Annotated in this window: 27 protein-coding genes; 15 read left to right on the top strand and 12 right to left on the bottom strand. The window is 67.6% G+C overall.

All coding sequences use genetic code 11. The features are described from left to right. Positions 1-4 precede the first annotated feature (4 nt). The 3 genes from ACHL_RS18795 (at position 5) to ACHL_RS18805 (ending at position 3,149) form a co-directional block, all read left to right on the top strand. The gene (locus ACHL_RS18795) at positions 5-1,123 is read left to right on the top strand and encodes a sulfite oxidase (RefSeq protein WP_015938895.1); all 1,119 of its coding nucleotides are present in this window, start codon (positions 5-7) and stop codon (positions 1,121-1,123) included. A gap of 40 nt (positions 1,124-1,163) precedes the next feature. After that, positions 1,164-1,547: an RNA-binding S4 domain-containing protein gene (locus ACHL_RS18800; protein ID WP_015938896.1), complete on the top strand. Its 384-nt coding sequence runs from the start codon at positions 1,164-1,166 to the stop codon at positions 1,545-1,547. Positions 1,548-1,631: 84 nt separating this feature from the next. Continuing rightward, the gene (locus ACHL_RS18805; protein WP_015938897.1) at positions 1,632-3,149 is read left to right on the top strand and encodes an amidohydrolase; all 1,518 of its coding nucleotides are present in this window, start codon (positions 1,632-1,634) and stop codon (positions 3,147-3,149) included. Between the two features lie 30 nt (positions 3,150-3,179). On the opposite strand, the gene ACHL_RS18810 is transcribed toward ACHL_RS18805, so the two are convergent. Next, complete coding sequence (locus tag ACHL_RS18810) at positions 3,180-3,701, bottom strand: hypothetical protein (RefSeq protein ID WP_015938898.1); 522 nt, start codon at positions 3,699-3,701, stop codon at positions 3,180-3,182. Positions 3,702-3,865: 164 nt separating this feature from the next. Here ACHL_RS18810 and ACHL_RS18815 point away from each other — a divergent pair, with 164 nt between their 5' ends. After that, a complete protein-coding gene (locus tag ACHL_RS18815) occupies positions 3,866-4,483 on the top strand; it encodes a uracil-DNA glycosylase family protein (protein WP_015938899.1) in 618 nt (205 codons plus the stop codon). Then, on the top strand, positions 4,480-5,448 hold the full coding sequence (locus tag ACHL_RS18820) for a prenyltransferase/squalene oxidase repeat-containing protein (protein WP_015938900.1): 969 nt from the start codon (positions 4,480-4,482) through the stop codon (positions 5,446-5,448). The genes ACHL_RS18815 and ACHL_RS18820 overlap by 4 nt, the downstream gene beginning before the upstream one ends. Before the next feature lie 21 nt (positions 5,449-5,469). On the opposite strand, the gene ACHL_RS18825 is transcribed toward ACHL_RS18820, so the two are convergent. Further along, complete coding sequence (locus ACHL_RS18825) at positions 5,470-6,726, bottom strand: type II toxin-antitoxin system HipA family toxin (protein WP_015938901.1); 1,257 nt, start codon at positions 6,724-6,726, stop codon at positions 5,470-5,472. Continuing rightward, positions 6,723-6,986: a type II toxin-antitoxin system Y4mF family antitoxin gene (locus tag ACHL_RS18830; RefSeq protein ID WP_015938902.1), complete on the bottom strand. Its 264-nt coding sequence runs from the start codon at positions 6,984-6,986 to the stop codon at positions 6,723-6,725. The genes ACHL_RS18825 and ACHL_RS18830 overlap by 4 nt, the downstream gene beginning before the upstream one ends. 165 nt (positions 6,987-7,151) lie before the next feature. On the opposite strand from ACHL_RS18830, the gene ACHL_RS18835 reads away from it, so the two are divergent. The 4 genes from ACHL_RS18835 to ACHL_RS18850 are packed head-to-tail and all read left to right on the top strand — an operon-like array spanning position 7,152 to position 11,931. Beyond that, entirely contained in the window at positions 7,152-7,856 is a 705-nt protein-coding gene (locus tag ACHL_RS18835; RefSeq protein WP_015938903.1) for a FadR/GntR family transcriptional regulator, read from the top strand. A gap of 24 nt (positions 7,857-7,880) precedes the next feature. Beyond that, complete coding sequence (locus ACHL_RS18840; protein ID WP_015938904.1) at positions 7,881-8,927, top strand: asparaginase; 1,047 nt, start codon at positions 7,881-7,883, stop codon at positions 8,925-8,927. Positions 8,928-8,967: 40 nt separating this feature from the next. Further along, positions 8,968-10,383, top strand: coding sequence for an aspartate ammonia-lyase (locus ACHL_RS18845; RefSeq protein WP_015938905.1), 1,416 nt, complete (start codon positions 8,968-8,970; stop codon positions 10,381-10,383). A gap of 33 nt (positions 10,384-10,416) precedes the next feature. Then, a complete protein-coding gene (locus ACHL_RS18850; RefSeq protein ID WP_015938906.1) occupies positions 10,417-11,931 on the top strand; it encodes an amino acid permease in 1,515 nt (504 codons plus the stop codon). Between the two features lie 100 nt (positions 11,932-12,031). Here the strand turns inward: ACHL_RS18850 and ggt are convergent, their stop codons facing one another. Then, positions 12,032-13,894, bottom strand: a complete 1,863-nt coding sequence (ggt, locus tag ACHL_RS18855; protein WP_015938907.1) for a gamma-glutamyltransferase — start codon at positions 13,892-13,894, stop codon at positions 12,032-12,034. Positions 13,895-14,126: 232 nt separating this feature from the next. Here ggt and ACHL_RS18860 point away from each other — a divergent pair, with 232 nt between their 5' ends. Together ACHL_RS18860 and ACHL_RS18865 are read left to right on the top strand one after the other, a co-directional pair. Then, positions 14,127-15,443, top strand: coding sequence for an ATP-binding protein (locus ACHL_RS18860; protein ID WP_015938908.1), 1,317 nt, complete (start codon positions 14,127-14,129; stop codon positions 15,441-15,443). A gap of 28 nt (positions 15,444-15,471) precedes the next feature. After that, the gene (locus ACHL_RS18865) at positions 15,472-16,731 is read left to right on the top strand and encodes a low temperature requirement protein A (RefSeq protein WP_015938909.1); all 1,260 of its coding nucleotides are present in this window, start codon (positions 15,472-15,474) and stop codon (positions 16,729-16,731) included. A gap of 4 nt (positions 16,732-16,735) precedes the next feature. Here ACHL_RS18865 and ACHL_RS18870 read toward each other — a convergent pair whose 3' ends face one another. Both ACHL_RS18870 and gluQRS read right to left on the bottom strand, forming a co-directional pair. After that, the gene (locus tag ACHL_RS18870) at positions 16,736-16,936 is read right to left on the bottom strand and encodes a hypothetical protein (RefSeq protein WP_015938910.1); all 201 of its coding nucleotides are present in this window, start codon (positions 16,934-16,936) and stop codon (positions 16,736-16,738) included. A gap of 47 nt (positions 16,937-16,983) precedes the next feature. Further along, positions 16,984-17,877 (bottom strand): tRNA glutamyl-Q(34) synthetase GluQRS, encoded by an 894-nt coding sequence (gene gluQRS, locus ACHL_RS18875; RefSeq protein WP_015938911.1) that lies wholly within the window; start codon positions 17,875-17,877, stop codon positions 16,984-16,986. A gap of 327 nt (positions 17,878-18,204) precedes the next feature. Here gluQRS and ACHL_RS18880 point away from each other — a divergent pair, with 327 nt between their 5' ends. The 3 genes from ACHL_RS18880 (at position 18,205) to ACHL_RS18890 (ending at position 20,891) form a co-directional block, all read left to right on the top strand. Next, entirely contained in the window at positions 18,205-18,663 is a 459-nt protein-coding gene (locus ACHL_RS18880; protein WP_015938912.1) for an Lrp/AsnC family transcriptional regulator, read from the top strand. A gap of 69 nt (positions 18,664-18,732) precedes the next feature. Next, a complete protein-coding gene (locus ACHL_RS18885; protein WP_015938913.1) occupies positions 18,733-20,217 on the top strand; it encodes a WXG100 family type VII secretion target in 1,485 nt (494 codons plus the stop codon). Next, positions 20,214-20,891 carry a hypothetical protein gene (locus ACHL_RS18890; protein WP_015938914.1) on the top strand — a complete coding sequence of 226 codons (678 nt, stop codon included), beginning with the start codon at positions 20,214-20,216 and terminating at the stop codon, positions 20,889-20,891. The genes ACHL_RS18885 and ACHL_RS18890 overlap by 4 nt, the downstream gene beginning before the upstream one ends. A gap of 15 nt (positions 20,892-20,906) precedes the next feature. On the opposite strand, the gene ACHL_RS18895 is transcribed toward ACHL_RS18890, so the two are convergent. Next, entirely contained in the window at positions 20,907-21,362 is a 456-nt protein-coding gene (locus ACHL_RS18895; protein ID WP_015938915.1) for an Lrp/AsnC family transcriptional regulator, read from the bottom strand. A gap of 106 nt (positions 21,363-21,468) precedes the next feature. On the opposite strand from ACHL_RS18895, the gene ACHL_RS18900 reads away from it, so the two are divergent. After that, positions 21,469-22,116, top strand: a complete 648-nt coding sequence (locus ACHL_RS18900; RefSeq protein WP_015938916.1) for a LysE family translocator — start codon at positions 21,469-21,471, stop codon at positions 22,114-22,116. On the opposite strand, the gene ACHL_RS18905 is transcribed toward ACHL_RS18900, so the two are convergent. The 5 genes from ACHL_RS18905 to ACHL_RS18925 form a co-directional block, all read right to left on the bottom strand. Continuing rightward, the gene (locus ACHL_RS18905) at positions 22,113-23,087 is read right to left on the bottom strand and encodes a tetratricopeptide repeat protein (protein WP_015938917.1); all 975 of its coding nucleotides are present in this window, start codon (positions 23,085-23,087) and stop codon (positions 22,113-22,115) included. The two genes, ACHL_RS18900 and ACHL_RS18905, sit on opposite strands and share 4 nt — an antisense overlap. 64 nt (positions 23,088-23,151) lie before the next feature. Beyond that, positions 23,152-23,526 (bottom strand): nuclear transport factor 2 family protein, encoded by a 375-nt coding sequence (locus ACHL_RS18910; protein ID WP_015938918.1) that lies wholly within the window; start codon positions 23,524-23,526, stop codon positions 23,152-23,154. 41 nt (positions 23,527-23,567) lie between these two features. After that, positions 23,568-24,071, bottom strand: coding sequence for a DUF456 domain-containing protein (locus tag ACHL_RS18915; RefSeq protein WP_015938919.1), 504 nt, complete (start codon positions 24,069-24,071; stop codon positions 23,568-23,570). A 111-nt stretch (positions 24,072-24,182) separates the two neighbouring features. After that, the gene (locus ACHL_RS18920; protein ID WP_015938920.1) at positions 24,183-25,382 is read right to left on the bottom strand and encodes an NAD(P)-dependent malic enzyme; all 1,200 of its coding nucleotides are present in this window, start codon (positions 25,380-25,382) and stop codon (positions 24,183-24,185) included. Positions 25,383-25,666: 284 nt separating this feature from the next. Continuing rightward, positions 25,667-26,275 carry a TetR/AcrR family transcriptional regulator gene (locus tag ACHL_RS18925; protein WP_015938921.1) on the bottom strand — a complete coding sequence of 203 codons (609 nt, stop codon included), beginning with the start codon at positions 26,273-26,275 and terminating at the stop codon, positions 25,667-25,669. Between the last annotated feature and the right edge of the window lie 34 nt (positions 26,276-26,309).

Consider the following 26,309-nt stretch of genomic DNA (forward strand, 5'->3'; position numbering starts at 1 on the left):
CGCCATGACGCAGACCCAAGACAACCTGCAGTCCGTCCAGGCGGCTACCCCGGAGGGCACGGCACCCGTCGGGCCCACCACCGGCCCGCTCACCGCGGAGGAACTCCAGCTCTCGGCCCGCAACCACTCCATGCCGCTGGAGGCGATGCGCCGCGATGTCACGCCACCGGGCCTGCACTATGTCCTCACACACTTCGATATTCCGGACATCGATGCGGCGTCCTGGCACCTGCTGATCGGCGGGGCGGTGGAACGGTCCCTGGAACTGAGCATGGCGGCCCTGCGCAAGGACCCTGCCATCACCGTCCCCGTGACGCTTGAGTGCGCCGGCAACGGACGGTCCCTGCTCAGCCCCCGGCCCATCAGCCAGCCCTGGGTCCTTGAAGCCGTGGGGACGGCGTACTGGACGGGTGTTCCGCTCGCCTACCTGCTGGGCAAGGCGGGCGTCCTGCCCAGTGCCCGGGAAGTCGTCTTTACCGGTGCCGACGCCGGGATCCAGGGCGGCGTCCGGCAGCGGTACGCGCGCAGCCTGCCGATCCGCGAGGCGATGCGGGCCGACGTGGTGCTTGCCTACACGATGAACGGCCACGAACTCCCGCCCCAGCACGGCTACCCCCTGCGCCTGGTGGTCCCCGGCTGGTACGGCATGGCCAGCGTGAAGTGGCTGGAATCCATCGAGGTGGTCACCGCCCCCTTCACCGGCTACCAGCAGCACGTCGCCTACCGCTACCAGGATTCCGCGGACGACGCCGGCACACCGGTTTCGCGCATCAGGGTGCGTTCGCTGATGGTTCCGCCGGGCATTCCGGACTTCCTCACACGGAACCGGACCCTGGCCGCCGGGCCTGTCCTGCTGCAGGGCCGGGCGTGGTCCGGTGGGGGTGCGGTGACCGGAGTGGACGTCGGCATTGACGGGGCCTGGCTGCCGGCGCAGCTGGAGAAGCCGCTGGGTGGATTTGCGTGGCGGAAGTGGACGCTGCCGTGGGTGGCGGAGCCCGGCGAGCACGTGCTGTCCTGCCGCGCCACTGATGCCACCGGCGCCACCCAACCCCTGGAGCAGAACTGGAACTACCAGGGCATGGCCAACAACATGGTGCAGCAGGTCCGGGTGACAGTGGCCTAAGGCTGGGGTCCGGGCGCCGGGGCTATACTCGGTGCCAACCATGACGAGCCTTCCCTCCTCCCCCGCCAGCGCCCGCATTGACGCGTGGCTGTGGGCCATCCGCGCCTACAAGACGCGTTCGGCCGCCACCGCAGCCTGCCGCGCCGGCCATGTCCGCCTCAACGGCACACCGGCCAAGGCATCCGCCACCCTCGTCACCGGCGATAAGGTGACGGTCCGGATGCCCGGCTATGAGCGGATTCTTGAGGTCCGCCGCCTGATCGTCAAACGCGTCGGCGCGGAGGTGGCCTCTCACTGCTTCACGGACCACACCCCGCCCCGGCCCGTGGCCCCCGCCCTGGGGATCCCGCAGCGGGACCGGGGCACCGGCCGTCCCACGAAGAAGGACCGGCGGGACATGGAACGCCTCCGCGGGTCCGCATGACGTGCCGTGGGCAGCGGCCGGATTCCCCGTGGCGGCAGCACAGTGACAGCACCCCGGTGACGGCAACACGGTGACGGCAACACGATGACGGACGCTGCCGCGGAACTGATCCTGGCCTCCGTGCGCCGCCCCGGGTCGAAGGCACCTGTGGACGTGCACCTCCGCGGCGGGGTGGTGGCAGGGGTCAGCCCGGCGGGGACGCTGGCGCACAAAGCCAGGCCCCTCAGGACCGTCGACTGCGCCGGCCGGTTCATCATCCCGGGCCTGTGGGATGAACACGTCCATTTCACCCAGTGGGCGCTGCACGCGAACCGGCTGGACCTCTCTGCGGCGACGTCCGCACACGAGGCGGCCGCCGCCGTCGGACGCTTCATTGCCGCGGATCCTGCGGACGGGACCGGACCCGGCCACCCGATCACCGCCGTGGGTGTGGGCTTCCGGGATGCCCTCTGGCCGGATACGCCCACGTTGGCCATGCTCGATGCCGCCGCCGGGGAACGGCCGGCCGCGCTGATCAGCCATGACCTGCACTGTGTGTGGGTGAACACCGCTGCCGCCCGCCGCTACGGGCTCCGGGCGGACGCCTCGGGCCTGCTCCGCGAAGAACCCGCCTTCCTCCTGACCCGTGAGCTGGGCCGGCTGCCGGATGCCGTGGTGGACGGCTGGATCAGCCAGGCCGCCAAGGATGCAGCCGCCAGGGGCGTGGTGGGCGTAGTTGATTTTGAGATGACGTGGAACCGCGATCCGTGGCTGCGGCGGATGGCCGCCGGTTTCGACAGCCTGCGCGTGGAGGCCGGCGTGTACCCGGCGGACCTGGAGCGGGCTGCGGCAGAGGGCCTGCGGACGGACAGGGAGGTACCCGGAGGCAACGGTTTGCTCCGCACCGGCCCGCTGAAAGTCCTGATTGACGGGTCCCTGAACACCCGGACCGCATATTGCGTGGATCCCTACCCTTTCGGCGGGCATGGCCTGCTGACCGTTCCGATAGATGAACTGCGGGCCCTGCTGCGGCGGGCAGCGGAAACCGGGTTTGTTCCGGCAGTCCATGCCATCGGTGATGCCGCCAACCGGGTGGCTTTGGACGCGTTCGAGCATGCGGGCATCGGTGGCCGGATTGAGCATGCCCAGTTTGTCCGGCGGGAGGATTTTGCCCGTTTCACTGCCTTGGGCGTGGTGGCCAGCGTGCAGCCGGCGCATGCGCTGGACGACCGGGACGCCGCAGAGGCCAACTGGAGCGGGCGGACAGACCGGGCTTTCCCGCTGCGGTCGCTGCTCGACGCAGGTGCCACGCTGGCGCTGGGATCGGATGCGCCGGTTGCCGCGCTGGATCCCTGGGCAGCGGTGTCGGCCGCCACCACGCGCTCTTCCTTCGACGGCCGCGACCCGTGGGAGCCGCAGGAAGCCATCACCCGCGAGCAGGCCCTGGCCGCCTCCACCCGGGGCCGCGGCACCGTGCAGGTGGGCAGCCCGGCGGACCTGGTGCTTCTTGACGCCGATCCCCTGGCGGTTCCGGACGCCGGGCTGGCGGGGATGCCCGTCGCGGCGACGCTGGTGGGCGGGTATTTCACGTACGACGGCGGATGGGCGGCTTCGCAGGGCTAGGCGGCGGGACCTGCCGGGCTGCCTTCGCCGTCAGCGGGCAGCGTTGCTGCGCGCCTGGATGAGGTTCGCGAACGGCAGCCTGCCGAATTCTGCCACGAAGCCGGCGTGGTAGGCGGCCTCCGCCTGGTTGAGCTGTTCCGCCGGCAGTTCCTTCCACGCGACGGCCAGCCGGCCCGCATCGGCCAACTGCCAGATGGCCCTCCCGTCCCAGTGGCCGGGTGGCTTCCCCTGCCCAAAATCAACGAATTCCTGGATCTGGCGCCTGAGTCCCCGGTTCCCTTTGCTGCCCGGCCCCGCTTTGCCGATGTACAGGACAGCTGCCGATTCCAGCCATTCGGCCCGGAGCTCCGGTTCGGTAAGGGTTGGGTTCCTCTTCTTGAAAACGCCGGCCGTGCTCCTTTTCAGGAAACGCGGATGGAATCCTGCCGGCGCGACGACTGCGAAGAGGCCGTTTCCCTGCGGAATCCGCATGACGTCAAGATCGTCGATGGGCCTGAAGCCTGAGAAACCGTCGGCTTTCAGGCCTTTCCTGGTGAACTGCACGTTCCCCATTGAACAGCATGCCCGTCCGGGGCCGCTGCGGACGGGGAATCGCCCCTGGTTTCACCACAGCCCGCGGGCACCCGCGCGAAATCGCCTTGCCCGCCCTCATCTCCGGAAGCGTAGAGTGGCATCAGACGCCTGTTTCTGGACGCCGTGCTGCTGAGGGAGAGATCGTGACGATTGATTGGGACGAAAAGAAAGCCCTGCTACAGGAACCGAACATCGCGCAAGTAACCCAGCTTTGCGACGAACTCATGGAGAAGAAGCCGGGCTCCACGGTCCCTTACATCGACCCGGTGCACGACGAGGATGAATGCCGCATTGTCACCCTGCAGGTCAGCCCGGGGAAGGGGACCGAATCCGGATTCGTGTCCCACAACAACGATGATGAGGCGGCACGCCGCGCAACACAGATTTACGAACTGGCCGAGCTGGACCCCCGCTACGTCATGCCGTGGAACGCCTATCCGTGGGTGCGGGACACCGGCAGCCCGTCGGCACTGAGTGTCCAGGAGAAGACGGACGGCCTCCGCCCGTTCCGGCAGTTCCTCAAGATCAACTCCAGGGTCTCGGCGATCATCGCCCACGGAACCGATGCGTCCACTTTCCTGACGCTCTACGAAAAGACCTACCACGCGGCGCTGAAGAATAACGGCATCAAGATCTACAAGGCCACCGCACTTGGGGGGCGCGCCTTCGCCGTCTCCGACACGAAGCAGGAAGAGATCCTCACAAAGAACGTGGAGATCTATAAGGACGCCATGCAGCGGGCGGGCATCCAGCACCTGTGAGCCGCACCCTGCCGGGCAGCACGCTGGACTGGCTCCTCGACTCCGACGCGGCTGTCCGCTGGCAGGTCCTCCGCGACCTTGCCGGAGCGCCAGCGGAGGACGTGGAAGCGGAACGCCGCCGGGTGGCGGCCAGCGGATGGGGCGCCCGGCTGCTGTCCCTGCAGGGAGCCGACGGCCAGTGGGACGGCGGCACTTATTGGCCATCCGAGGACACCTCTGACGGCCACACCCACGAATCCGACGGCCAGCCCTGGACCGCCACCACTTACAGCCTGTTGCTCCTGCGTGACTTCGGTGTGGACCCTCACGATGGACGGGTGCGGCGCGTCATCTCCCTGGTCCGGGACAACTCCCGCTGGGAGGAGGGGAACCAGCCGTTCTTCGAGGGCGAGACTGAACCGTGCATTAACGGCATGGCGGTGGCGCTGGGCGCCTACTTCGGCGAACGCGTGGACGGCATCGTTGAAAGGCTCTCTGGCGAACAGCTCGATGACGGCGGCTGGAACTGCGAGGCCGAGCGCGGCTCCACACGCTCCTCGTTCCACAGCACCATCTGCGTCCTGGAAGGGCTTCTCGGGTATGAATACTCAGGCGGCGGGACTGCCGCGTCGCGGGCCGCCCGGAACCGCGGCGAGGAGTACCTCCTGGACCGCCAACTCCTGCGCAGGAAATCAACCGGCGAGGTAGTCAGCCCCGACTTTCTGCAGTTCTCCTACCCCACCCGCTGGTTCTACGACGTCCTCCGGGGGCTGGACTACTTCCGGGCCACTGGACAGGCGCCGGATGGTCGCCTTGCCGAAGCGGTGGAGCTGGTGCGGTCCAAGCAGCAGCCGGACGGGACCTGGTTCCTGGAAAACACCCATGCCGGCAAAACCCATTTCCCCCTCGAGGACGGCGACGGCAAACCCAGCCGCTGGAACACCCTGCGCGCCTTTCGCGTCCTGCGCTGGTACGAAGGCTCCTGAGCAGGCCCGGTCCGGGGCAGCCTACCCTTCGAACAGCCGGCGGCGATGCTTCAACTCCTTGACCCAGGCCCTGGTGACGATGTCCGGGAACGGCGACCCGCCGCCGTCGTTCTTCCCCGCCGTAGCGGCCCCTACAAACGCGGTGCCGGCCTCAAGGTCGGCGAGCAGTGGCCCTGATGCCCCCAAGGCCAGGTCGATGACCTTGCCGGCGGCACGCTCCGGAAGCCCGAGGCCCGCGGTCCAGCCCAGGAAGTGGCGGCGGGAGATACCTGTCCGCTTGCCGTCGATGGCCAGCGCGAGCGTCTTGTCGCCGTAAACAACCGTGGAGGGAATGTCGTAGACGGGTGCGACCACCCAGCCGGCCCGGGGATCCTGCACCATGGACACGTTCTTCGCGTGCAGGTCGCCGTTCCCGGTCAGCCAGGCAAACGCACCCTGCAGGGCAAGGTTGCGGAGGGCCGGCAGCGGAGCCGCGCAGTGCTCCGCCAGAGCCCGGCACACCTGCCCGTACCCCACGTTGTACTTGTCCGCCGGGTACAGCCCGAGAACCTGGGCTCCGTCCTCGACGGCGAGCCGCAGGACTTCGTCGGAACCGGCGCCGGCCGTGCGGTCAAGGGGCGGCACACGGTCGAAGCGTTCCACCAGCAGGCCCGGCCGCCCGGCGACGTCCCGGATCAGCGCCACGCGGCTCAGCGGAATCCGCAGTTTGGCCGCGTAGCGGAACATGGCAAGCTCGTTCTCCACCACGTGCGGGAACTCGGGCGCGTTGAGCTTGAGGATGAACCGTTTCCCCTGGGCGGCCACGGGCAGCGAGATCATCCCGGCGGACAGCTTGTCCTGCACACCGGCGAGCGCCACGGGATCGATCAGGTCCGGGTCGCCCAGGAGTTGATCGAAGTCCACCGGCTGCCGCGGGTCCAGCTCCACCGCATGTTCGTCCGGGTCCAGCGGTTCGCCGTGGCCGATGATCTGGACGTCGCCCACAGGGTTCCCGCCGGCCGCGATCAGCAGTGACAGGTCGTCGTCAGAGCTGGTTTTGATGGACCGCCGCAGCGCATTCAGGCGCCGGCCTTCCGGCAGGAGGCCGGTGAAGTACGGCGGGGCGGCCCCGGCGGCGGACAGGACCGGTTCGCCGGTGAGGGGAAGGGAGGACGCGACGGCGGGTCCGCCGCCGGCCAGGTAGGCGGGCAGGTAGCTGAACCTCGTTCCTCCGTCGTACCGCTCCAGCCGCGCAGCGAGGATCCCTGCCTTGTAGACGTCCGCGATGCGGTGCCTCACGGCGCTTCACTCCCGGCACGGACCTGGCTGGCGAGGGAACGCTCGGCCTGGCTGGCCCTGTCGGCGATCCGCAGTTCGAGGCCCAGGGTATCCAGGACTGCAAGCAGCGAATCCAGCTGCACGCTTGGCTTCCCCCGCTCCACGAACCTCACGAACCGCTCCGATACGCCTGCCATGTCGGCAAGGTCCCGCTGGGTAAGCCGCAGTGCTGCGCGTCTGGCCCGGACCTCGGCGGCAACCAGGTCCATTGCTGTGGTCATGCCAACCTCCTGAGGCACGATCGTGCCGGTTAAGGCCAATGTAGCAGCCCTGACCTGACCACGGTAGGGGCCGTCGAGCACTAACGGCACGTTCGTGCCGGTTCTTCCCGGGCAACTGACAAGTGGCGCTTGACACCCCCGTGTGACCGGTGCCATATTTGAAGCGTGAACCTGTCAGACAGCCGGACAGCAGGACAGCCTGCGTTCCCCCTCGCGCGGCTCAGCGCCGCCGAGGCGGTCTTCAATGCCATCCGCGTGGACATCGAATCCGGGTTGGTTCCCGTGGGCAGCAAACTCAGCTCCGAAGCTACCCTCGCCCAGCAGTACGGCGTGAGCCGCTCTGTTATCCGGGAGGCGCTCCGCTCCTGCACAGCCCTGGGCCTGACGGTCACCAAGACCGGCAAGGGCACGTTCGTGGTGGCCAACAAAGTAGCCAACGACCTCACGCTGGGGCAGTACTCCGCCCGCGACCTGACGGAGGCCCGCCCCCACATCGAAATCCCTGCCGCCGGCCTGGCCGCCGAGCGGCGCACCGATGAAGAACTGGACACCCTCCGCCAGATCATGGCCGCCATGGCCACCGAAACCGATCCGGAGTCCTGGGTGGCCCTGGACTCCACCTTCCACGCCGCCATCGCCCGCGCCAGCGGCAACAAGGTCTTCGAAAGCGTCGTGGCCGATATCCGGGACGCTTTGGCCCACCAGTCGGAAACCCTGAACATGGTGGCGGACCGGCAGCACGCCTCAGACATTGAACACCAGCACATCCTCGCCGCCATCGAGTCAGGTTCCGCGGACAATGCGCGCACCGCCATGGCCCGCCACCTGGAAGCCGTGGGCCAGGCCCTCGACTCCATCCTCAACAAGTAACCCGCCAGCAACCCCAAGGACACCATGCCCTCCCCCGCGTTTTCCGCTGCCCGCACCCCTGCCCCGGACCACCTGGCCCTGCCGCAGCACGCTCCCCTGGTGGCGGCCGTCCGCAGCGGCCTTGTGGAAAGCGTCCACTACGGATCGGCCCTCGCCCTGCGCAGGGACGGCTCCACCGCCGCCACCGCCGGCAACCCCGAAGCCCCCTTCTACCCGCGCTCCTCGCTCAAGCCGCTCCAGGCAGTGGCCATGGTCCGGGCCGGCCTGGATCTCCCGGCGGACCTCCTGGCCCTGGCCGCCGCCAGCCACTCCGGCGACAGCCGCCACCGCGATGGCGCCCTCCGCATCCTGGAACTGCACGGCCTCAGCGCCACGGACCTCGAAAACAGCACTGACCTCCCCTACGGCACGGCCGAACGCGAAAAATGGCTGCGCAACGGCGGCGAAACCACGCAGCTCACCCAGAACTGCTCGGGCAAGCACGCCGCCATGGCCGCCACCTGCGCCATCAACGGCTGGCCGGTCCGCGGCTACCTTGAGCCGTCCCACCCGCTCCAGCAGCTCGTTGCCGCCACCGTCACCGAACTGACCGGCGAAGAACCCGCCGCCATCAGCACCGACGGCTGCGGAACCCCGCTGTTCGCCCTCACCCTCCGCGGCATGGCCCGCGCCTTCGGCATCATCGCGCGCGCAGCCGGCCAGGCGGACGGAACCTCCGACGACGGCGGGCCGGCGTCCCTAAGCGCGGAAGCCGCCGTCGGGCTCGCCATGCAGCAGCACCCCCACATGGTGGCGGGCGAGGGACGCGACGTCACGGAGCTCATGCGCCTGGTGCCGGGCGCCGTGGCCAAGGACGGCTTTGAAGGCGTCCAGCTGGTGGGCCTGGCCGACGGCAGCGCAGCAGCCGTCAAGATTTCCGACGGCGGCGACCGCGCCAGGATGCCGGCCACCGTCCGGCTCCTCGAGGCGCTGGGACTTGATACCGGCCCGCTGGCCGCCATCGCCACCGCACCCGTGCTGGGCGGCGGCCACGAAGTGGGCCGGCTGCAGGCCACCGACTTCCTCAACTGATTTCTGTCCGAACCAGACAACGACGCCCGTAAGGACCCCCATGACCATCACACCAACCGCCGAAAACTTCCGGTCCGAACACGACCTGCTGGGTGACCGCGACGTCCCCGCGGAGGCATACTGGGGCGTGCACACCCTGCGCGCCGTGGAGAACTTCCCCATCACCGGCCAGCCGCTCTCCTCCAACATGCACCTGGTCCGCGGCCTGGCAGCGGTCAAGCTCGCCGCCGCCCGCACCAACCGGGACCTTGGCCTGCTGGATGCCGAACGCACCGCAGCCATCGAGCAGGCCTGCCAGGACATCCTGGACGGCAAACTCGCCGAGCAGTTCGTGGTGGACGTCATCCAAGGCGGCGCCGGAACGTCCTCCAATATGAACGCCAACGAGGTCATCGCCAACCGTGCCCTGGAAATCCTTGGCCACCCCAAGGGTGACTACGCCCGGCTGCACCCCAACGACCACGTCAACCTCAGCCAGTCCACCAACGACGTCTACCCCACCGCGGTGAAACTCGGCACCATCTTCGCCGCCCGGGAACTCCTGGACGCCCTGGCCGAACTGGAAGAAGCCTGCGCCGCCAAAGCGCAGGAGTTCCGCACCGTGGTGAAGATGGGCCGCACCCAGCTCCAGGACGCCGTCCCCATGACCCTGGGCCAGGAATTCGGAACCTACGCCGTCACCATCGGCGAGGACCGGCTGCGGCTGGCCGAGGCCGAACTCCTGATCCACGAGATCAACCTCGGCGCCACCGCCATCGGCACCGGACTGAACGCCCCGGCCGGCTACGCCGACGCCGCCTGCCGTCACCTGGCCGAGGTCACTGGCCTGCCGCTGGTCACCGCCGTCGACCTGATCGAGGCCACCCAGGACGTGGGCGCGTTCGTCCACCTCTCCGGCGTACTCAAGCGCGTGGCCGTCAAGCTCTCCAAGATCTGCAACGACCTCCGCCTGCTCTCCTCCGGCCCGCGCGCCGGCCTGGGCGAAATCAACCTGCCGGCCGTACAGTCCGGTTCCTCCATCATGCCCGGCAAGATCAACCCGGTGATCCCGGAAGTGGTTTCCCAGGTGGCCTACGAAGTGATCGGCAACGACGTCACCATCACCATGGCCGCCGAAGCCGGGCAGCTTCAGCTCAACGCGTTCGAACCCGTCATTGTCCACAGCCTCCACAAGAGCATCTCCCACCTCGAAGCAGCCTGCCGCACCCTGACGGCCCGCTGCATCCGCGGAATCACCGCCAACACCGAACACCTGCGGCTCACGGTGGAGCAATCCATCGGCCTGGTTACCGCCCTGAACCCCCACCTGGGCTACGCCACCGCCACTGCCATCGCGCAGGAAGCCCTCGCCACCGGCAAGGGCGTGGCCGAGCTGGTCCTGGAACACGGGCTGCTCACCGCCACCCAACTGCAGGAACTCCTGAGCCCCGAACGGCTCGCCAACCTCAGCAAGTAGAGTCCCCAACTTTCCCCGTCTGTAAGGACAACCATGAGTCAGTCCCCACTCCCAGACCACGTCATCGACGGCGGTCACGCACACGCCACCGAGACCTCGCTGCACGCCGAGGACAAGGGCTATCACAAGAGCCTGAAGCCGCGGCAGATCCAGATGATCGCCATCGGCGGCGCCATCGGTACCGGCCTGTTCCTCGGTGCCGGCGGCCGCCTGAACGCGGCCGGCCCGTCCCTGGTCATCGCCTACGCCGTCTGCGGTTTCTTCGCGTTCCTGATCCTGCGGGCCCTCGGCGAGCTGGTGCTCCACCGCCCCTCCTCCGGGTCCTTCGTGTCCTACGCCCGTGAGTTCTTCGGTGAGAAGGCCGCGTTCGTGTCCGGCTGGTTCTACTGGATCAACTGGGCCACCACCACCATCGTGGACATCACCGCGGCGGCCCTCTACATGCACTTCTTCGGCAACTACGTGCCCTGGATGGCTGACGTTCCGCAGTGGGTGTGGGCCCTGATCGCCCTGGTGGTGGTCCTGAGCCTGAACCTGGTTTCCGTGAAGGTATTCGGCGAAATGGAGTTCTGGTTCGCCCTCATCAAGGTGGCCGCCCTGGTGGCGTTCCTCCTTGTAGGCACGTACTTCGTCATCTTCGGCACCCCGGTGGACGGCCAACAGGTTGGCCTGAGCCTCCTCTCGGACAACGGCGGCGTGTTCCCCAACGGCCTGCTGCCCATGATCATCCTGATGCAGGGCGTTCTGTTCGCCTACGCCTCGATCGAGCTGGTGGGCACCGCGGCCGGCGAGACCGAGAACCCCGAGAAGATCATGCCCAAGGCCATCAACTCCGTGGTCTTCCGCATCGCCGTGTTCTACGTGGGCTCCGTGATCCTGCTGGCACTGCTGCTGCCCTACACGTCCTACCAAAAGGGCGTCAGCCCGTTCGTGACGTTCTTCGGCTCCATCGGCGTCCAGGGCGTGGACGTGATCATGAACCTGGTGGTCCTCACCGCGGCGCTCTCCTCGCTGAACGCCGGCCTGTACTCCACCGGCCGCATCCTGCGGTCGATGTCCGTCAACGGATCGGCTCCGAAGTTCGCGTCCCGCATGAACAAGGCCGGCGTCCCCTACGGCGGCATCGCCATCACCGCCGGCGTCTCGCTGCTGGGTGTGCCGCTGAACTACCTGGTCCCGGCGGAAGCCTTCGAGATCGTGCTGAACATCGCCTCCGTGGGCATCATCATGACCTGGGCCACCATCGTCCTGTGCCAGATCCAGCTCAAGCGCTGGGCGGACAAGGGCTGGGTGGAGCGGCCATCCTTCCGGCTGTTCGGCGCCCCGTTCACCGGATACCTCTCGCTGGTCTTCCTGGTGGGTGTCCTGGTGATGGTGTTCATCGACTCGCCCTTCACCATGATGGTGACAGCCATCGCCTCTGTGCTGATGGTGTTCGGCTGGTTCGCCTGCCGCAAGCGCATCCATGAGATTGCCGAAACCCGGGAGGGCCACACCGGCATCTCGCCGGTGGTGGCCAATCCTCCGGCAGGCACCTTCAAGAAGTAGCGCTTCTTAACGTCCGACGGCGGCACCTGGGTTCTGGAACTACAGAACCCAGGTGCCGCCGTCAGGGTTTAAGGGCAGCCGCCTGTCGGCAGCGGCCGGATCACCGGGCGGGTTTGACCACCATGGCCGATCCGCCGCCGCGCCGTTCGGGTTCAGCCACCGCTGTCACGCGGCCATCCCGATGGAACTCAATGGCCGTTGCTGCGCCGATCTCGGCCGCGGACGTGCCGGGGGTACCGGCTGCCGTGAACTTGTGGCCGAACTTAGCCGCCAGGACCTTGCCGGAGGGCGAGTCGATGAAGCCCTGTTCTGCTGTCACATTGGCGGTATTGCGCTGCGAGGCGCGGGGCGCCGCCACCGCATCCTCGATGCTCATGCCGAGGTCGATCCGGTTAACCAGCGTCTGCAGCACAGTGGTGATGATCGTCGAGCCGCCGGGCGAACCGAGCGCCAAGAACGGATCGCCGTCCTTCAGCACGATGGTGGGCGACATCGAGGACCGGGGCCGCTTGCCGGGCTGGATGCGGTTCGGATCGTCCTCCTTGTACACCGTGGAGAAGTCCGTGAGTTCGTTGTTCAGGATGAAGCCACGGCCGGGAACCACGATGCCCGATCCCCCGGTCTGTTCGATGGTGAGCGTGTACTCCACCACGTTGCCCCACTTGTCCGAGACGGTGAGGTTGGTGGTGTTGATGTTCTCGGTGTCCTTGGCGTCCTCGCCGGCCGCCGGCGCAACATCGCAGGTGCCGTCGTAGTTCTCAACGTCGCCCGCCGCCACGGGCTTCACTGCAGCTTTCCGGGGATCGATGTTGCAGGCGCGTTCCTTGCCGAAGACGTCGTCAAGGAGGACTTCTGTGGGGACGTCCACGAATTTCGGATCACCCACGTACTTGGCACGGTCCGCGAAGGCGAGGGCCGACGCTTCAAGGTAGTGGTGCAGGACATCGGACTGGTTCTTGGCGTTGCCCTTGCCCCTCACCAGGTCAGGCAGTTCGAAGGGGGCCAGGATGTTCAGGGCCTCGCCCACCGTGGTGCCGCCGCTGCTGGACGGTGCCATGCCGTAGACGTCATAACCCCGGTACTCCACATGGGTGGGGTCCTGGTTCAGGACCTCGTAGTTAGCCAGGTCCTCTGCGGTCATGAACCCCTTGGGGACGGGCAGTTTGGTGGTTGCCGTCTTGGGCGGGTTCTGGACCGTCGCAGCGATTTCCTCGGCGAGCGGGCCCTGGTAGAAGGCGTCGGTACCCTCATCCCCCAGCAGCCGGTAGGTGTCGGCGAGGTCGGGGTTCTTCAGGACGGTTCCGACGGCGGGCGCCGCACCGCCGGGGAGGTAAAGTTCGCTGGTGGCCGGGAAGGCCTCAAAACGCACCTGGTTCTCGGCGGTCTGAAGGTTGAAGGTCTCGTCCACGGTGAACCCGTTGTCTGCCACGTCAATGGCGGGCTCCAGGGCATCGCCGAGGCTCAGGCTGCCCCAGCGTTCGAGGGCCCGCTCCCACGTGGCGGCTGTGCCGGGGACGCCTACGGAGACGCCGCTGGTGACCAGCTCCGGGGTGAAGTTGTACGCCTTCCCGGTGGAAGGATCAATGAATGCATCGTTCGGCATCGCCGCAGGTGCGGTCTCACGGCCGTCCAGCGTGTGCACCTCGCCGCTCTTCGCGTCGTAGTACACAAAGTAGCCGCCTCCGCCGATCCCGGCAGAGTAGGGCTCCGTTACCCCCAGGGTTGCCGCCGCTGCGACGGCGGCGTCCACGGCGTTGCCGCCCTTGCGGAGCACTGAGATGGCGGCGGCGGAAGCGTCGGCGTCCACTGTGCTGACCGCTCCCCCGTATCCGGTGGCGGTGGCTTTCTTCTCGGGTTCGTCGTCCCACTTGTGGGCCGAGGCCGGACTCATGATGGCTCCGGACGTCACGCTCATCGCCAGTGCAGCCGTTAAGGCTCCTACCCGGCGTCCCAGATGTGGCATGGTTGCTCCTAGGGGTTTGGGTGATGTGCATCACACGCTACTCCTCGGGCCGGACAGGCTCAACGCCCCCGGCTACCGCATAGGGCACCCTGGAGACGCTTGGCGCCCCAAGAATCATGGCCGGCAGCACGTCATGCAACGGAACCGCAACGGGCCCGCGGCGTCCCATCCCTTATGCTCGCAGCAGTAAGGACAGCGGGCAGTTCAACGGGGAACCAACGGGAGTGACAGCATGACCAACTGGCGGATCAGGGATTTTCACTCAGCGGACCTGGACGGGATCCTGCACCTGTGGGAGACGCTCAAGGCAACCAACGTGGAGCCGGTCTACGCACTCTCAGAGGTCCTGGCCTCGTGCGAGAAGGACCATGCCGTGGTGGCGGTGCTGGGCGACCTGGTGGTGGGTGCCGCCGTAGGGCGTGCCGCGCATGACCAGGGCTGGATCGTCTTCCTGGCCACCCTGCCGGAGTACCGCGGCCGGGGCATCGGCACCTCGCTGCTGGCCGCCGTCGAAAACCGGATGGCACCGCACGGGCTGAACAAGCTGTCCGCCCTGATGCCCGAGTCCGAAACCCGGGTGGAAGCGTTCCTGGGCCGCGGCTTCGCGCTGAAGAAGAACCTGCGCTACTTCGAACGCACCATCCCCGTGCAGCGGCAGGAGCTCGGCGCCCTCGGGCAGCTGGGTGGCCGGGTCCTGGCCCGCGACCTCTGGGAAAACGTCGCCGGCATGCGGAAGGAAAAGGAACTCCTGGAACGCCGCCTGGTGCTTCCGCTGGCCGAAGCGGACCTCGCGGACGAATTCGGCGTGGTGCCGCCGCGCGCCGTCGTCCTTTTCGGCCCGCCGGGAACCGGCAAGACCACGTTCGCCAAGGCCATCGCCTCACGCCTGGAGTGGCCGTTCGTTGAAGTGTTCCCGTCCCGCCTCGCCGCGGATCCGCAGGGCCTGGCCGGGGCCTTGCGGGAAACCTTCCTCGAAATCGCCGAGCTTGAGCACGCGGTGGTGTTCATCGACGAGGTGGAGGAAATCGCCTCACAGCGCGCCGGCGACCCGCCCTCGCCCCTGCAGGGGGTCACCAACGAACTGCTTAAGATCATTCCGGCGTTCCGGGAACAGCCCGGCCGGCTCCTGGTGTGCGCCACCAACTTCATCCGTGCCCTGGACACGGCGTTCCTCCGGCACGGCCGGTTCGACTATGTCATCCCCATCGGGCTGCCGGACCGGCAAGCCCGCGAAGCCATGTGGCAGCGCTTCATCCCCGCGCCCGTGGTGGATGATGTGGACGTGGAACTCCTCGTGGAGAAGACCGAGGGCTTCTCGCCGGCCGATATCGAGTACGCCGCCCGCAGCGCATCACAGCGGGCGCTTGAAAAAGCCGTGTACGACGACGGCGGGCTGGCTTCGGATTCGCGGGTTTCCGTCCGGGAGGCGGTGCGGAAGGGGCCCTCCACCGAGGATTACCTCGCCGCGATCGCCGAAACCCGCACCACCGTCAGCGCCGAGGTACACCAGGACTTCCTCGAAGACATCGACGCTCTGGGAAGGGTCTGAGCGGGTCCGGCCCGGCTATCTTTGAGGCATGTCCTCAAACCCCCTCCGGCATGCGTTCGCGCGCATGGGCGGCCGCGATCCGCATGAGAAACACCGGGCAGCCACCCCGCTGGAGCTCTTCTTCGACCTGACGTTCGTCATTGCCTTCGGCGTGGCGGGAAGCCAGTTCGCCCATGAAATCGCGGAGGCCCACGTGCTGCCCGGGCTGATCGGTTTCGCGTTCGCGATGTTCGCCGTGATTTGGGCCTGGATCAACTTCACCTGGTTCGCCAGCGCCTACGACACGGACGACTGGGTGTTCCGCGTGGTCACCATGGTCCAGATCGTGGGCGTCCTGATCCTCACCATGGGAATCGAGCCGATGTTCCACTCGATCGTCGAGGGGCAGCATGTGGACAACCGGGTCATTGTGGGCGGCTACATCCTGATGCGCCTGGCCCTGGTGGCGCAGTGGATGCGCGCCGCCCGCCAGGATCCCGCCCGCCGCGAGACCTGCCTGCGCTACGCCCGGTACCTGGCCGTCGTCCAGCTGGGCTGGGTGGCAGTTCTGGTCCTCGACACCGGCGTGGCGGCCACCCTCCTGATGGTGGTCCCGCTGGTGGCACTGGAGATGGCCACGCCCTATTTCGCCGAGCGCAGGGCCGCCACCCCGTGGCATGCCCACCACATCGCCGAACGGTACGGACTGCTGGCCATCATCGCCCTGGGCGAGTGCCTGATCGGTGCCATCGAGACGCTGCGTGCGTTCGTGGCCAACAGCGGCTGGACCACGGACGCAGCCCTGGTGGGATTCGGTGGAACAGCGCTGGCCTTTGGGATGTGGTGGGTGTATTTCATGCTGCCTGCCGGGCGGGCCCTGCACCTGCGGCGGCACCGCTCTTACTTGTTCGGCTACGGCCACATCCCCATCTTCGCGGCCATCGCCGCAACCGGGGCAGGCCTCCATGTCGCCGCCTACTACATCGACCACGAGGCCCACATCGGCGCCGCGGCCGCGGTGGCGAGCATTGCCATCCCGGTGGCGGTTTTCAAGGCGACCCTCACCTGGCTGTACAGCGTGATGATGGGAGCCGACCGGATGGTCATAGCAGTCGCGGCCGGCGTCATCGCCATCCAGGGCGGTGCGGTAGCCCTGGCGGCGGCAGGCGCCTCCGTCCCCGCGTGTTTGCTGGTAATCGTTGCCGCCCTGGCCGCTTCGATCGTCATCGACGAAAAACGCGGCAGCGACCGGGTGCACGCGGCCCTGTCGAAGCTGGAGACGCGCGCTGAGCCGGGACTGCCCGCCTAGGGCCTTACTGTTTGCCGTACTTCCGGTGCACCGCCTGTTTGGTGACGCCCAGACACAGTGCAATGGCTTCCCAGGACAAGCCGGCCTGCCTCGCGCCGCGCACCAGAGCAGCCTCGGCCCGGCTGACTTCCTTCTGCAGTTCGGCAACGGCATACAGGGCCTCGGCGGGGCCTTTGCCGTCCATTGATCCCACGAGCGTCTTCATCCGATCCACCTCCACGGCGTCAACATTAGTTGACGCCGCACGTGGCGTCAACGTTTGTTGACAACTCCTTCCCAGACCCAGGCCGCGGTTGGCACTCCGGCGGGATTAAAGGCCGCCAGCGCCTGGTCCAGCGTCCCCGGCGGTAGGCCGAGAGACGCCAGCAGCCGGTCCCGGACCTCACCAACAGGCATCCCCGCCGCATCAAGATCCGCAAGCGTTACGGCACCGTCCCGCTTGGCCAGCCGGACGCCGTCGGAATTCACCACCAACGGGACATGCGCATATTCCGGAACCGGAATATTCAGAAGGGAGGCGAGATATGCCTGCCGGGGGGTCGAGGGAAGCAGGTCATCGCCGCGGACCACCTGGTCGATGCCCTGCTCGGCATCGTCCACCACCACTGCCAGGTTGTAGGCGGTGACGCCGTCGTTGCGGCGGAGCACAAAGTCATCCACTGCACCGGTGTAGCTGCCATGCAGGGCATCCCGGACGGTGTACTCACTAACGGAGGCGCGCAACCGGATGGCCGCCGGCCGGGTGGACCGCTTGTACTCGAGCTCCGCGGCGTCGAGGTTTCTGCAGGTCCCGGGGTAGGCGCCCTGCGGCGCATGCGGGGCGGAGGGGGCTTCCTGGATTTCCCGGCGGGTGCAGAAGCACTCATAGGTCAGGCCTGCAGACTGCAGGCGCCCGATGGCCTCCTCGTACAAGGTTCCGCGGTCGGTCTGCCGGACCACGGCACCGTCCCAGTCCACCCCTATCGCGGCGAGGTCACGCAGCTGGACGGCTTCAGCTCCAGCGCGCGCCCGGTCCAGGTCCTCGACGCGCAGGAGGAAGGTGCGGCCGGTGGAGCGGGCGAAGAGCCAGGCAAGCATGGCGGTGCGGAGGTTGCCCACGTGCAGTTCGCCGGAAGGACTGGGGGCGAAGCGGCCGGCCAATGTCATGCCTCCAGCCTATGCGGAACAGCACAAGAGCCCCTCAGCCACCGATATGGCCGGATATCCGGTGGATCGGTAGCCCAGGGGCTCTCGTCAGTGGGTGCGGAAAGACGATGCGTGAACAAGAGTCAATCAGCGGCGGGCCTCCTTGCGGGAAGCTGTGCGCGGACCCCGGGTGGTGTGCCGGGAGGCCGGTGGCCTGCGGGCAGTGGCGGTAGCCGCTGCCGTGTTGCCAACATTTCAGCACCGGACCTACAGTTGGTGCAACCGCACTCACGTTCTTTAGTCAATCTGACTAATCCATGCGCGCCGCATCAGCAGAAAGTAGGCAAATTGCAGGAACTCGACGCCACGGACCGGCGGATCCTCCGGGCGCTGGACGAGGACCCGAGGGTTCCCATCATGGTGCTGGCCCAGCGGCTGGGGCTGGCGCGCGGGACGGTGCAGTCGCGCCTGGAGCGGATGACGGCGGCCGGAGCCCTCCGGCCCAACAGCAGCAGGGTCCTTCCCGCAGCCTTGGGCCGCGGGGTGGCGGCGTCGGTAAGCGCAGAACTGGACCAAAGCCACCTCAATGAGGCGATCGCCGCCCTGCGGAACATTCCGGAGGTCCTCGAGTGCCACGCACCAGCCGGCGACACGGACCTCCTGATCCGGGTGGTGGCCACCAGCCCGGACGACCTGTACCGGGTCTCGGAGGAGATCCGGCTGTGCCCGGGGATCGTCCGCACTTCCACCAGCATGTTCCTGCGCGAAGTCATTCCCTACCGCACCACGGGGCTGCTGGACGGATAGCCCTCCCCATCGCCCCGCTGCACCTTCCCGGCTAGGCTGGCACGGTACATCCACACAGGGGGAATCATCATGGCGGGTACCTTTTACGGCGGCGACGTCGCCCAGCTCCGGCAGCTCGCCAAGGACCTCGCCGGCGGCGCCAACCGGCTCAACGCCCTGGGCCAGCAGCTGAACAGCACCATCAGTTCCGGGCTGTGGAAGGGGCACGACGGTGACAGGTTCCGCAGCGAATGGACCTCCTCCCACATCAAACTGCTGAAGTCCGCCACGGCAGGGCTTGAAACGGCGTCCAAGGCTCTGCTCGCCAACGCTGACGAACAGGAACGGGCCAGCAACGGCGCCGGCGGCGGCAGCGGTGGAGGCGCGGGCCAATCGGGCGGAGGCGGCGGGACCGCGCAGGACCTGACCGATACCCTTAACTCGATGACGCCGGACGAGCGCCGGGACTACCTGCAGAGCGACGAGTTCAGGCAGTGGGCCCTGGCCAACCCGGAAGCTGCCAAGGCCGCAATGGATGCCGCTGCGGACTCCGGCCTGATCGACAAGAACTCCCCCGAGTACGCCGACTTCCTCAGCGACTACTGGAACAACCAGGCCATGCTGGAGATGGGCATCGATCCGGCCACCTGGGACACGGCCAACGGCACCGAAGCCAACTGGGAAACCATCCGCAGCGTCTACGACTTCTACGGCCAGGCCTACCTCGCCAACCCGGACCTGCAGTGGGCAGGGATGGCCAACATGATCGGACCGTCCTTTGCGGGCGGCTTCCGCGACATGGCCATGATGCGGGACCTCGCGCAGCAGATCGCCAACAATCCGGCTTCCAACATACCGCTGCCCATCCTGGACCAGATCGAACAGCTGGCCGGCATGACTGACCAGGAGATCCGGTTCTACGAAACCAGCATGCTGGACATGAACAAGGAAATCTTCCTGGACCAGGCCCGCCAGCACCAGGCGTACCTCAACGGCGGCCTGGACGAGATCAACCGGCTCCATGAGTCCGGTGCCATCGATGCCGGAACGGCGGAGGCGTGGGCCAACATCGATTCCGGCGACCCGGACCGCGTCCAGGAAGGCAACACCGCCCTCCTGTACCGCGAGCAGAACGAAATCATCGCCGACGATTACGACAACATGCGCAGCCACCCCGGCGGTGAAGCCGTGACCTACATGGTGACCCTGGCCGGCGAGCCCTCCATTCCCGGAGCCAGGAGCTACGCCGAAGTGTTCCCCTACACCTTCAGCGTGGAGAGCCCCGGCCCGCAGAACGTCCCGTTCACCAACTGGGACAACCCCACACAGTTCCGCACCGACTTCACCACCGGCTTCCCGGACGGCAACATTGCCAACGCGGACCAGCGCTGGGAACTCATCCGCCAGGACACCCTGCCCGCCTACCAGGACCTACTGGCCTCGGACCCGGACCGGGCAGCCCAGATCATCGGCTCCGACTTCGACACCCGGGTGGACCAGTACCAGCCCACCAACAACATCCCCCAGATCATGGACCGCTTCCTGGACGGCTTCGACGCGGAGGTCCACCAGTGACGACCACCCGGAAAGCCGCAGCCGGGACGCAAAGGCGCGCAGCCGGCGTCGTACTCCTCCTGCCGGCCCTGGCCGCCGGCCTGGCGCTGGGCGGTTGCCAGCTGTCCGCCCCCGATTCCGCCACCCCGTCCTCCGCCACATCACCTTCTGCAGGGAGCACCGTGAAAACCTCCGAATTTTCCACCCTTGATGCCGCCGGCGTGGAGACCATCCGCAGCACCGGTGCCGCACGGCTGGACATGAGCTCCGGCACGCTGGTCAAGGAATCCGTCCAGGTCACGCAGGACAGCTACGGACCCGAGATCAACACCCGCGGGGCCGGAAAGATCAACCTGACCATCGTGGCGCCCAGCGGCGAAATCACCGGCGAAACGGACCGCATCCGGTTCAACACCACGGACAAGCGCCCGGACTTCAGCGAAGTCACCTACTTCCTCACCGCGTCATCCGCCGAGGAGTATTTCGCCCTGATCCGTGAGGGAGTGCAGCGGTACGGAATCGATGAGGCCTCCGCCGAGCGGTGGATCAGCAGCACCGAAAGCGACCCGGAGGGGAAGAGCGATTTCTCCATCACCTCCGGGACGGCCACCGGCCTGGACGTGAACTACGACCTGAGGTACGACGGCGGCAAGGACACCCAGGTGATCATCGTCCACGTCCGCCCGGCGGCCTAGGCCAACGGGCGGCCGCTACACCGGCGGCCCGGCGTTCGATTTAAGGTTCTTCATCACCAGTGTGGAGGTCAGCCGCTCCACGCCCGGCAGGGACGTCAGCTCTGCGTCGTAAAAGCGCTGGTACGCGGGCAGGTCCTCCGCGATCACCTTCAACAGGTAGTCCGGGGAACCGAAAAGCCGCTGCGCCTCCACGATATTCGGGTTGTCCGCCACCCGGTTCTCGAAGATCTCCATGGTGGGCCGGTCCACCTGCCGCAGCGTGACGAAGACAATCGCCTCAAATCCCAGGCCCACGGCCCCGGGATCGATGTCCGCCTTGTAGCCCCGGATCACCCCTGACTGCTCCAGGTCGCGCAGCCGGCGGTGGCACGGTGCCACCGTCAGCCCCACCTTGGCGGCAAGCGCCGTGGCGGTCATCCGCCCGTCCTCTTTGAGGTGGCGCAAGATATTCCTGTCAATAGCGTCTATCACGCAAAAATCCTACTGCCTGGCTAGCGTGCCGGGCGAAAACCGGACAGCACTTCCGGGCGTAAAGTTCCTACAGTTACTCCTGAAAGATCCGCTGACAGGAGAAACCATGAATCCGGAGCTGTTCCTGGCCTTTGTGCTGGTGGCCGCGGCCCTCGCCTGCACCCCCGGCGTGGACTGGGCCTACTCCATCACGGCAGGACTAGGACAGCGCAGTTTCGTGCCCGCAGTTGCCGGACTGTGCGGCGGGTATGTCCTGCACACCGCCCTGCTGGTGGCCGGGCTCGCCGCGGTACTGACCGGAATGCCCGGCGTGCTGGGCTGGCTGACGCTGGCGGGCGCCGGCTACCTGATGTGGTTGGGGATCAGCACGCTCCGCTCGTGGCGCGGGGCGTCCTTCAGTGCGGCAGGCGCCACCGGAAGTTCCGGTGCGACGCGGCTGCGTACCTTCCTGCAGGGCATGGGAACCAGCGGCATCAACCCGAAGGGCCTGCTGTTCTACATAGCCCTGATCCCGCAATTCGTCAGCGCGGACGCCTCACTGCCGGTGCCGGTCCAGTCCGGGCTGCTGGGCATGACCTTCGTGGCGCTGGCCGGGCTGGTCTACACGGCCGTGGCGCTGCTGTCCCGCACACTGCTGCAAAGCAGGCCCGGGGCGGCGCGGGCGGTGACCCTGGCCAGCGGGATCATCATGGTCCTGCTGGGGACAGTGCTGCTCGGCGAACAGCTGGTTCCCCTGGTGGCGGGCCGCGCCTAGTCCTCGCTGAGGTTCTTCCAGTCCTGTTCCCAGATGCGGCGCATCTCCTCGTCCTTGCGGATGGGAACCGGTGCGGCGATTTCCCGCTGCGGCACCGGATCCTCGTGCCGCCTGCCCCAGTCACGCGGATTGAGCGAGCGCCGGCTGGAGTCCAGCAGGAGCAGCGCCTTGTCCGTCAGGGCATCGTTCCGGAGCACGAGGTGGGTCTTGCGGCGCCGCAGCACTTCGGTGATGGCCTGCTGCGCGGCGTCGAGCCGGCCTTCCCGGCGCAGGGCGCGGGCGCGGACCAGCAGCAGCGCGGCGGACAGGTCGTCGGCGTTCAGGAGACCCTCGGTCCAGTCGATCACGGTGCGGCTCCGGCCCAGGCTGAGCGCCAGGGAGCACCTGGCCAGGGCCATGGGGAGCGACGGCGGCAGCCCGGTGAGGGCGTCCAGCGCCGCCTCGGTGCGGCCGGTCTCGCGCAGCGCGTGGGCCAGGGCCAGGAACACCGATTCCTCGCTGAACAGGACGGGAACCTCCACCCGTTCCGCCAGTTCGATCCGGGTGACGATGCGCCGCAGGTAGGTGGAGGAGTAGCGGTTCGCGTCGTCGTCGTTCCGGGTGGTGAGCCCCCGCTGCAGCAGCTCCGAGGCGCGGAGGTATCCGCCGTGCTGATAGACCAGCAGCCCGGACATCAGGTAGCACAGGCCGGCCCAACCCGGGTAAGTGCGGGCCAGGGCGATGAGCCGCTCGGGTTCCCGGCTGGAGAAGACGGCGTCATGCACCTCCTTGGCCGGCCTGGGCATCCGCCGGAGCCGCGGCACCTCGCCGTTGACCGCGAGCAGCGACGGGTTGCGGGCTCCCAGCACTCCGGTCAGCAGGCCGCCCACTCCCCCGGCAAGGTCGTGGACCGGCGTGCGCAGGTGCGCCTGGCCGAACGGCGTCAGGTCACGGCTGTCCCAGTAGATCGGTGCGCTGTCCCCGGCAGTCATCTTTCCATGCTAACGAACGACGGGCCGCTGCCCGCGCGGGCCAGGTCTTCCGCTGCCGGCCAGGTCAGGGACGGGCCATGAACCATTCGGTGAAGGAGGCGGCACGGCCCGAGCCGTCAAAACGGATCACCCACAGGTTGTCGTAGCTTGGCTGGTCGCCCGCATAGACGGTGACGCCCTGGACGAAGGCCGTGGGCCCGTCGGTTCCGAGCAGGTCCCAGCTGAAGGTCCAGTCCTGCGGCTCGTCACGGGCCGCCACCCAGCCGTCCACAATCCCGTCCTGCCCCGTCCACGCATCGGGGTCGTGCGGCCGGGTTTCATAGCGCGCATCCTCGGTGAAAAGCGCACGGATGTCGTCCGGCTGGTTGCTGGCCCACGCGGCCTGGTACTTGTCCATCCACGCGTGGACGTGGGCGGCTGCTTCCGAAGGCTCGGTCATCCCCCCGTTGTACGCGTCCGGGCCGGGCGGCGCAAGGGACCCTACCCGTTCACCGCGGCTATCCACACGCCGATGACCCAGGCGCTGGCGGCCAGGCAGGCCAGCCCGAATTCGGCGAGCATGCCGGTGCCGGTGGCTTTGAGGGCGGCCCAGCTGGACCGGGCCGCGGTGGGCAGGTTGCGCGTGCGGAGGACTTCGCTGAGGAGCAGGCCTGCGGCGAACCCGACGAACAGGCCGACCACAGGGATGATGAACATCCCCACCACCCCTGCCACCAATCCCACCACGATGCTGCGACTGGGGATGGCATGCTCCTTGAGCTTCCGCCCGGTGAGGACGGCGCTGGCGGCCATCCCGACGGCTACGAAGATGATGCCGATGGAGAACACCACCCATCCGGCGGGACCGGCGCCACCCCAGATGGCCCACGCCAGCAGGCTGGCGCCAATCAGGATGCTGCCGGGGAGGACAGGGATGATGGTCCCCGCCACACCCACCAGGATCGCAAGGCCGCACAGGATGGTCACCACGGTCTCGGAAGTCATGGCTTCCAGTCTAGGGTGGGGCGCCCGCCGGGCCGGACCGCGTTTAACGCCCGACGGCGGTGCCTCCTTTCGGGGAAGGAGGCACCGCCGTCGGGCGTTACGAGGGGTGGACTACTCCGCTTCCACCGCCGCGGCGACAGCTGCGGTGACCGCGGGGGCAACCCGGGGATCGAGGGGGCTGGGCACGATGTAGTCGGCGGCCAGGTCCTCGGCGGCGAGCTCGGCGATGGCGTTGGCCGCCGCCAGCTTCATGGCCGGGGTGATCCGGCGGGCGCCGGCGTCCAGGGCACCCCGGAAGATGCCGGGGAATGCCAGGACGTTGTTGATCTGGTTGGGGAAGTCGCTGCGGCCGGTGGCCACCACGGCGGCGTACTTGGCGGCGACCTCCGGCAGGACCTCGGGGTCCGGGTTGGAGAGGGCGAAGACGATGGCGTCCTGGTTCATCAGGGCAAGGTGTGCCTCGTCCAGCTTGGAGGAGGAAACCCCGATGAAGACGTCGGCTCCGGCGAGGGCCTCGGCCGGGCCGCCTTCCACCCCGCGGGGGTTGCTGCGGCCGGCGATGTCCGCCTTCTTGCTGGAGGTGTCTGCGGCGAGGTCGGCGCGGGTGCTGTTGATGACGCCGCGGGAATCCAGCAGGACAACATCCGGGATGCCGGCGGCCAGGAGGATTTCGGCGACGGCGATGCCCGCGGCACCGGCACCGGAAACCACAACCTTCAGGCTGTCCAGGCTGCGGCCGGTCACCTTGGCGGCGTTGGTCAGGGCGGCCAGCGCCACCACGGCGGTACCGTGCTGGTCGTCATGCATGACCGGGCAGTCCAGGGCATCGATCAGCTTCTCCTCGAGTTCGAAGCAGCGCGGAGCGGCAATGTCCTCGAGGTTGACGGCGCCGAAGCTGGGACGCAGGCGGACCAGGGTCTCCACGATTTCGTCGACGTCGCTGGTGTTCAGGACCAGGGGGATGGAGTCAAGGTCGCCGAAGCTCTTGAAGAGTGCGGACTTGCCCTCCATCACGGGCAGGGAGGCGCTGGCACCGATGTTGCCCAGGCCCAGGACTGCGGTGCCGTCGCTGACCACGACCACCAGGCGCTCGGCCCAGGTCAGGGTGCGGGCGAGCTCCGGCTGCTTGTGGATGGCGCGGCTGACCTCGGCCACACCGGGGGTGTAGGCGATGGACAGGTCGCGTTTGTTGGACAGCGGGACGGTGCTGGCGATGGAGAGCTTTCCGCCCTGGTGGGCTTCGAAGATCTCGGCTTCGGTCAGTGCTGTGGCTGCGGAATTGTCAGTGGCTGTGGCTGCGTCAATGGACACGTCGTTGTCTCCTGGTGCTCGCCGTGCACGCACGGCACATGGGGCCGGACCCGTGCGGGCCGGCAGGGAAAATGGTGCGACAGGAAACCCAAGGGTGGCGGGTCCGTAGGAGCCTCCGGGGATGTTCGCTCCCTGCTGCTCCGCTGGAACCATGGTAGGCAAGCGGTTGAGCCCGAAACGGCGTTCTTGACAGCGGAAACGGCTGACAAATCGTTTATTCCGCGCTCATTGTGACGCACGCCACGCCATAAAGGCGTATTTAATGCTGAATTGGTCTAGACCGGTTACGCCGTCTGGTGGAGTGTGAACCGGGCATCCGCCGACGGGGACAGCAGGGCACAGGCCTTTTTAAGGTCCTCTTCGGCTTCGAAGAGGGACAGGCGGCGGTTCCGGACGGACTGGACCAGACCAGTTACGGACAGCAGCAGGACCCTGGCCGCCACAGCATCGCCGGCAGCGGCCTCCACGGCCTTCTCACCCAAGGCGTCAATGTCGCGCAGCAGGGCCGTGGTGTCCCGGTCGGGAAGGTAGATTCCCCGGCTCAGGCACTGTTCCACGGCAGGCTGCATCACCCGCATGTGGAAGATTTCCATCACCACTCCGGGAAGGGCGCGGCCGCGGAACCGGTCGGATTCGCGCCGGGCAGCGGCCTCCAGCTCTTCGAGCTGGTGGCGGTACAGGGCCAGCACCAGATGCGTGGAGGAGGGAAAGTAGCGGTACACCGTGCCCAGCGGAACGTCTGCCTTCGCGGCGATCTCGGACAGGTCCACGGAGTCCAGGCCCTTCCGGGCAAACGAAGCAGCGGCCTCGAGCATGCGCGCGTAGCGAAGGCGCTGGCGTGGTGCAGTGGGCCGGGCGGCCATGGGCGGATGGTCTGAAACAGTCTCGGTCATCAGCATTTTCCGGGGTTGTGTTCTGGGGTTGCCG

Source organism: Pseudarthrobacter chlorophenolicus A6, from assembly GCF_000022025.1.
Lineage (GTDB): Bacteria > Actinomycetota > Actinomycetes > Actinomycetales > Micrococcaceae > Arthrobacter > Arthrobacter chlorophenolicus.

Excerpts from the sequence above, each read along its gene's own strand:
- ACHL_RS18850 (WP_015938906.1), top strand. The coding sequence starts at position 10,417 with ATGAGTCAGTCCCCACTCCCAGACCACGTCATCGACGGCGGTCACGCA.
- ACHL_RS18925 (WP_015938921.1), bottom strand. The coding sequence starts at position 26,275 with ATGACCGAGACTGTTTCAGACCATCCGCCCATGGCCGCCCGGCCCACT.
- ACHL_RS18805 (WP_015938897.1), top strand. The coding sequence starts at position 1,632 with ATGACGGACGCTGCCGCGGAACTGATCCTGGCCTCCGTGCGCCGCCCC.
- gluQRS (WP_015938911.1), bottom strand. The coding sequence starts at position 17,877 with ATGACATTGGCCGGCCGCTTCGCCCCCAGTCCTTCCGGCGAACTGCAC.
- ACHL_RS18840 (WP_015938904.1), top strand. The coding sequence starts at position 7,881 with ATGCCCTCCCCCGCGTTTTCCGCTGCCCGCACCCCTGCCCCGGACCAC.
- ACHL_RS18800 (WP_015938896.1), top strand. The coding sequence starts at position 1,164 with ATGACGAGCCTTCCCTCCTCCCCCGCCAGCGCCCGCATTGACGCGTGG.
- ACHL_RS18885 (WP_015938913.1), top strand. The coding sequence starts at position 18,733 with ATGGCGGGTACCTTTTACGGCGGCGACGTCGCCCAGCTCCGGCAGCTC.
- ACHL_RS18810 (WP_015938898.1), bottom strand. The coding sequence starts at position 3,701 with ATGGGGAACGTGCAGTTCACCAGGAAAGGCCTGAAAGCCGACGGTTTC.
- ACHL_RS18830 (WP_015938902.1), bottom strand. The coding sequence starts at position 6,986 with ATGACCACAGCAATGGACCTGGTTGCCGCCGAGGTCCGGGCCAGACGC.
- ggt (WP_015938907.1), bottom strand. The coding sequence starts at position 13,894 with ATGCCACATCTGGGACGCCGGGTAGGAGCCTTAACGGCTGCACTGGCG.
- ACHL_RS18910 (WP_015938918.1), bottom strand. The coding sequence starts at position 23,526 with ATGACCGAGCCTTCGGAAGCAGCCGCCCACGTCCACGCGTGGATGGAC.
- ACHL_RS18845 (WP_015938905.1), top strand. The coding sequence starts at position 8,968 with ATGACCATCACACCAACCGCCGAAAACTTCCGGTCCGAACACGACCTG.
- ACHL_RS18795 (WP_015938895.1), top strand. The coding sequence starts at position 5 with ATGACGCAGACCCAAGACAACCTGCAGTCCGTCCAGGCGGCTACCCCG.
- ACHL_RS18865 (WP_015938909.1), top strand. The coding sequence starts at position 15,472 with ATGTCCTCAAACCCCCTCCGGCATGCGTTCGCGCGCATGGGCGGCCGC.
- ACHL_RS18860 (WP_015938908.1), top strand. The coding sequence starts at position 14,127 with ATGACCAACTGGCGGATCAGGGATTTTCACTCAGCGGACCTGGACGGG.
- ACHL_RS18905 (WP_015938917.1), bottom strand. The coding sequence starts at position 23,087 with ATGACTGCCGGGGACAGCGCACCGATCTACTGGGACAGCCGTGACCTG.
- ACHL_RS18915 (WP_015938919.1), bottom strand. The coding sequence starts at position 24,071 with ATGACTTCCGAGACCGTGGTGACCATCCTGTGCGGCCTTGCGATCCTG.
- ACHL_RS18870 (WP_015938910.1), bottom strand. The coding sequence starts at position 16,936 with ATGAAGACGCTCGTGGGATCAATGGACGGCAAAGGCCCCGCCGAGGCC.
- ACHL_RS18900 (WP_015938916.1), top strand. The coding sequence starts at position 21,469 with ATGAATCCGGAGCTGTTCCTGGCCTTTGTGCTGGTGGCCGCGGCCCTC.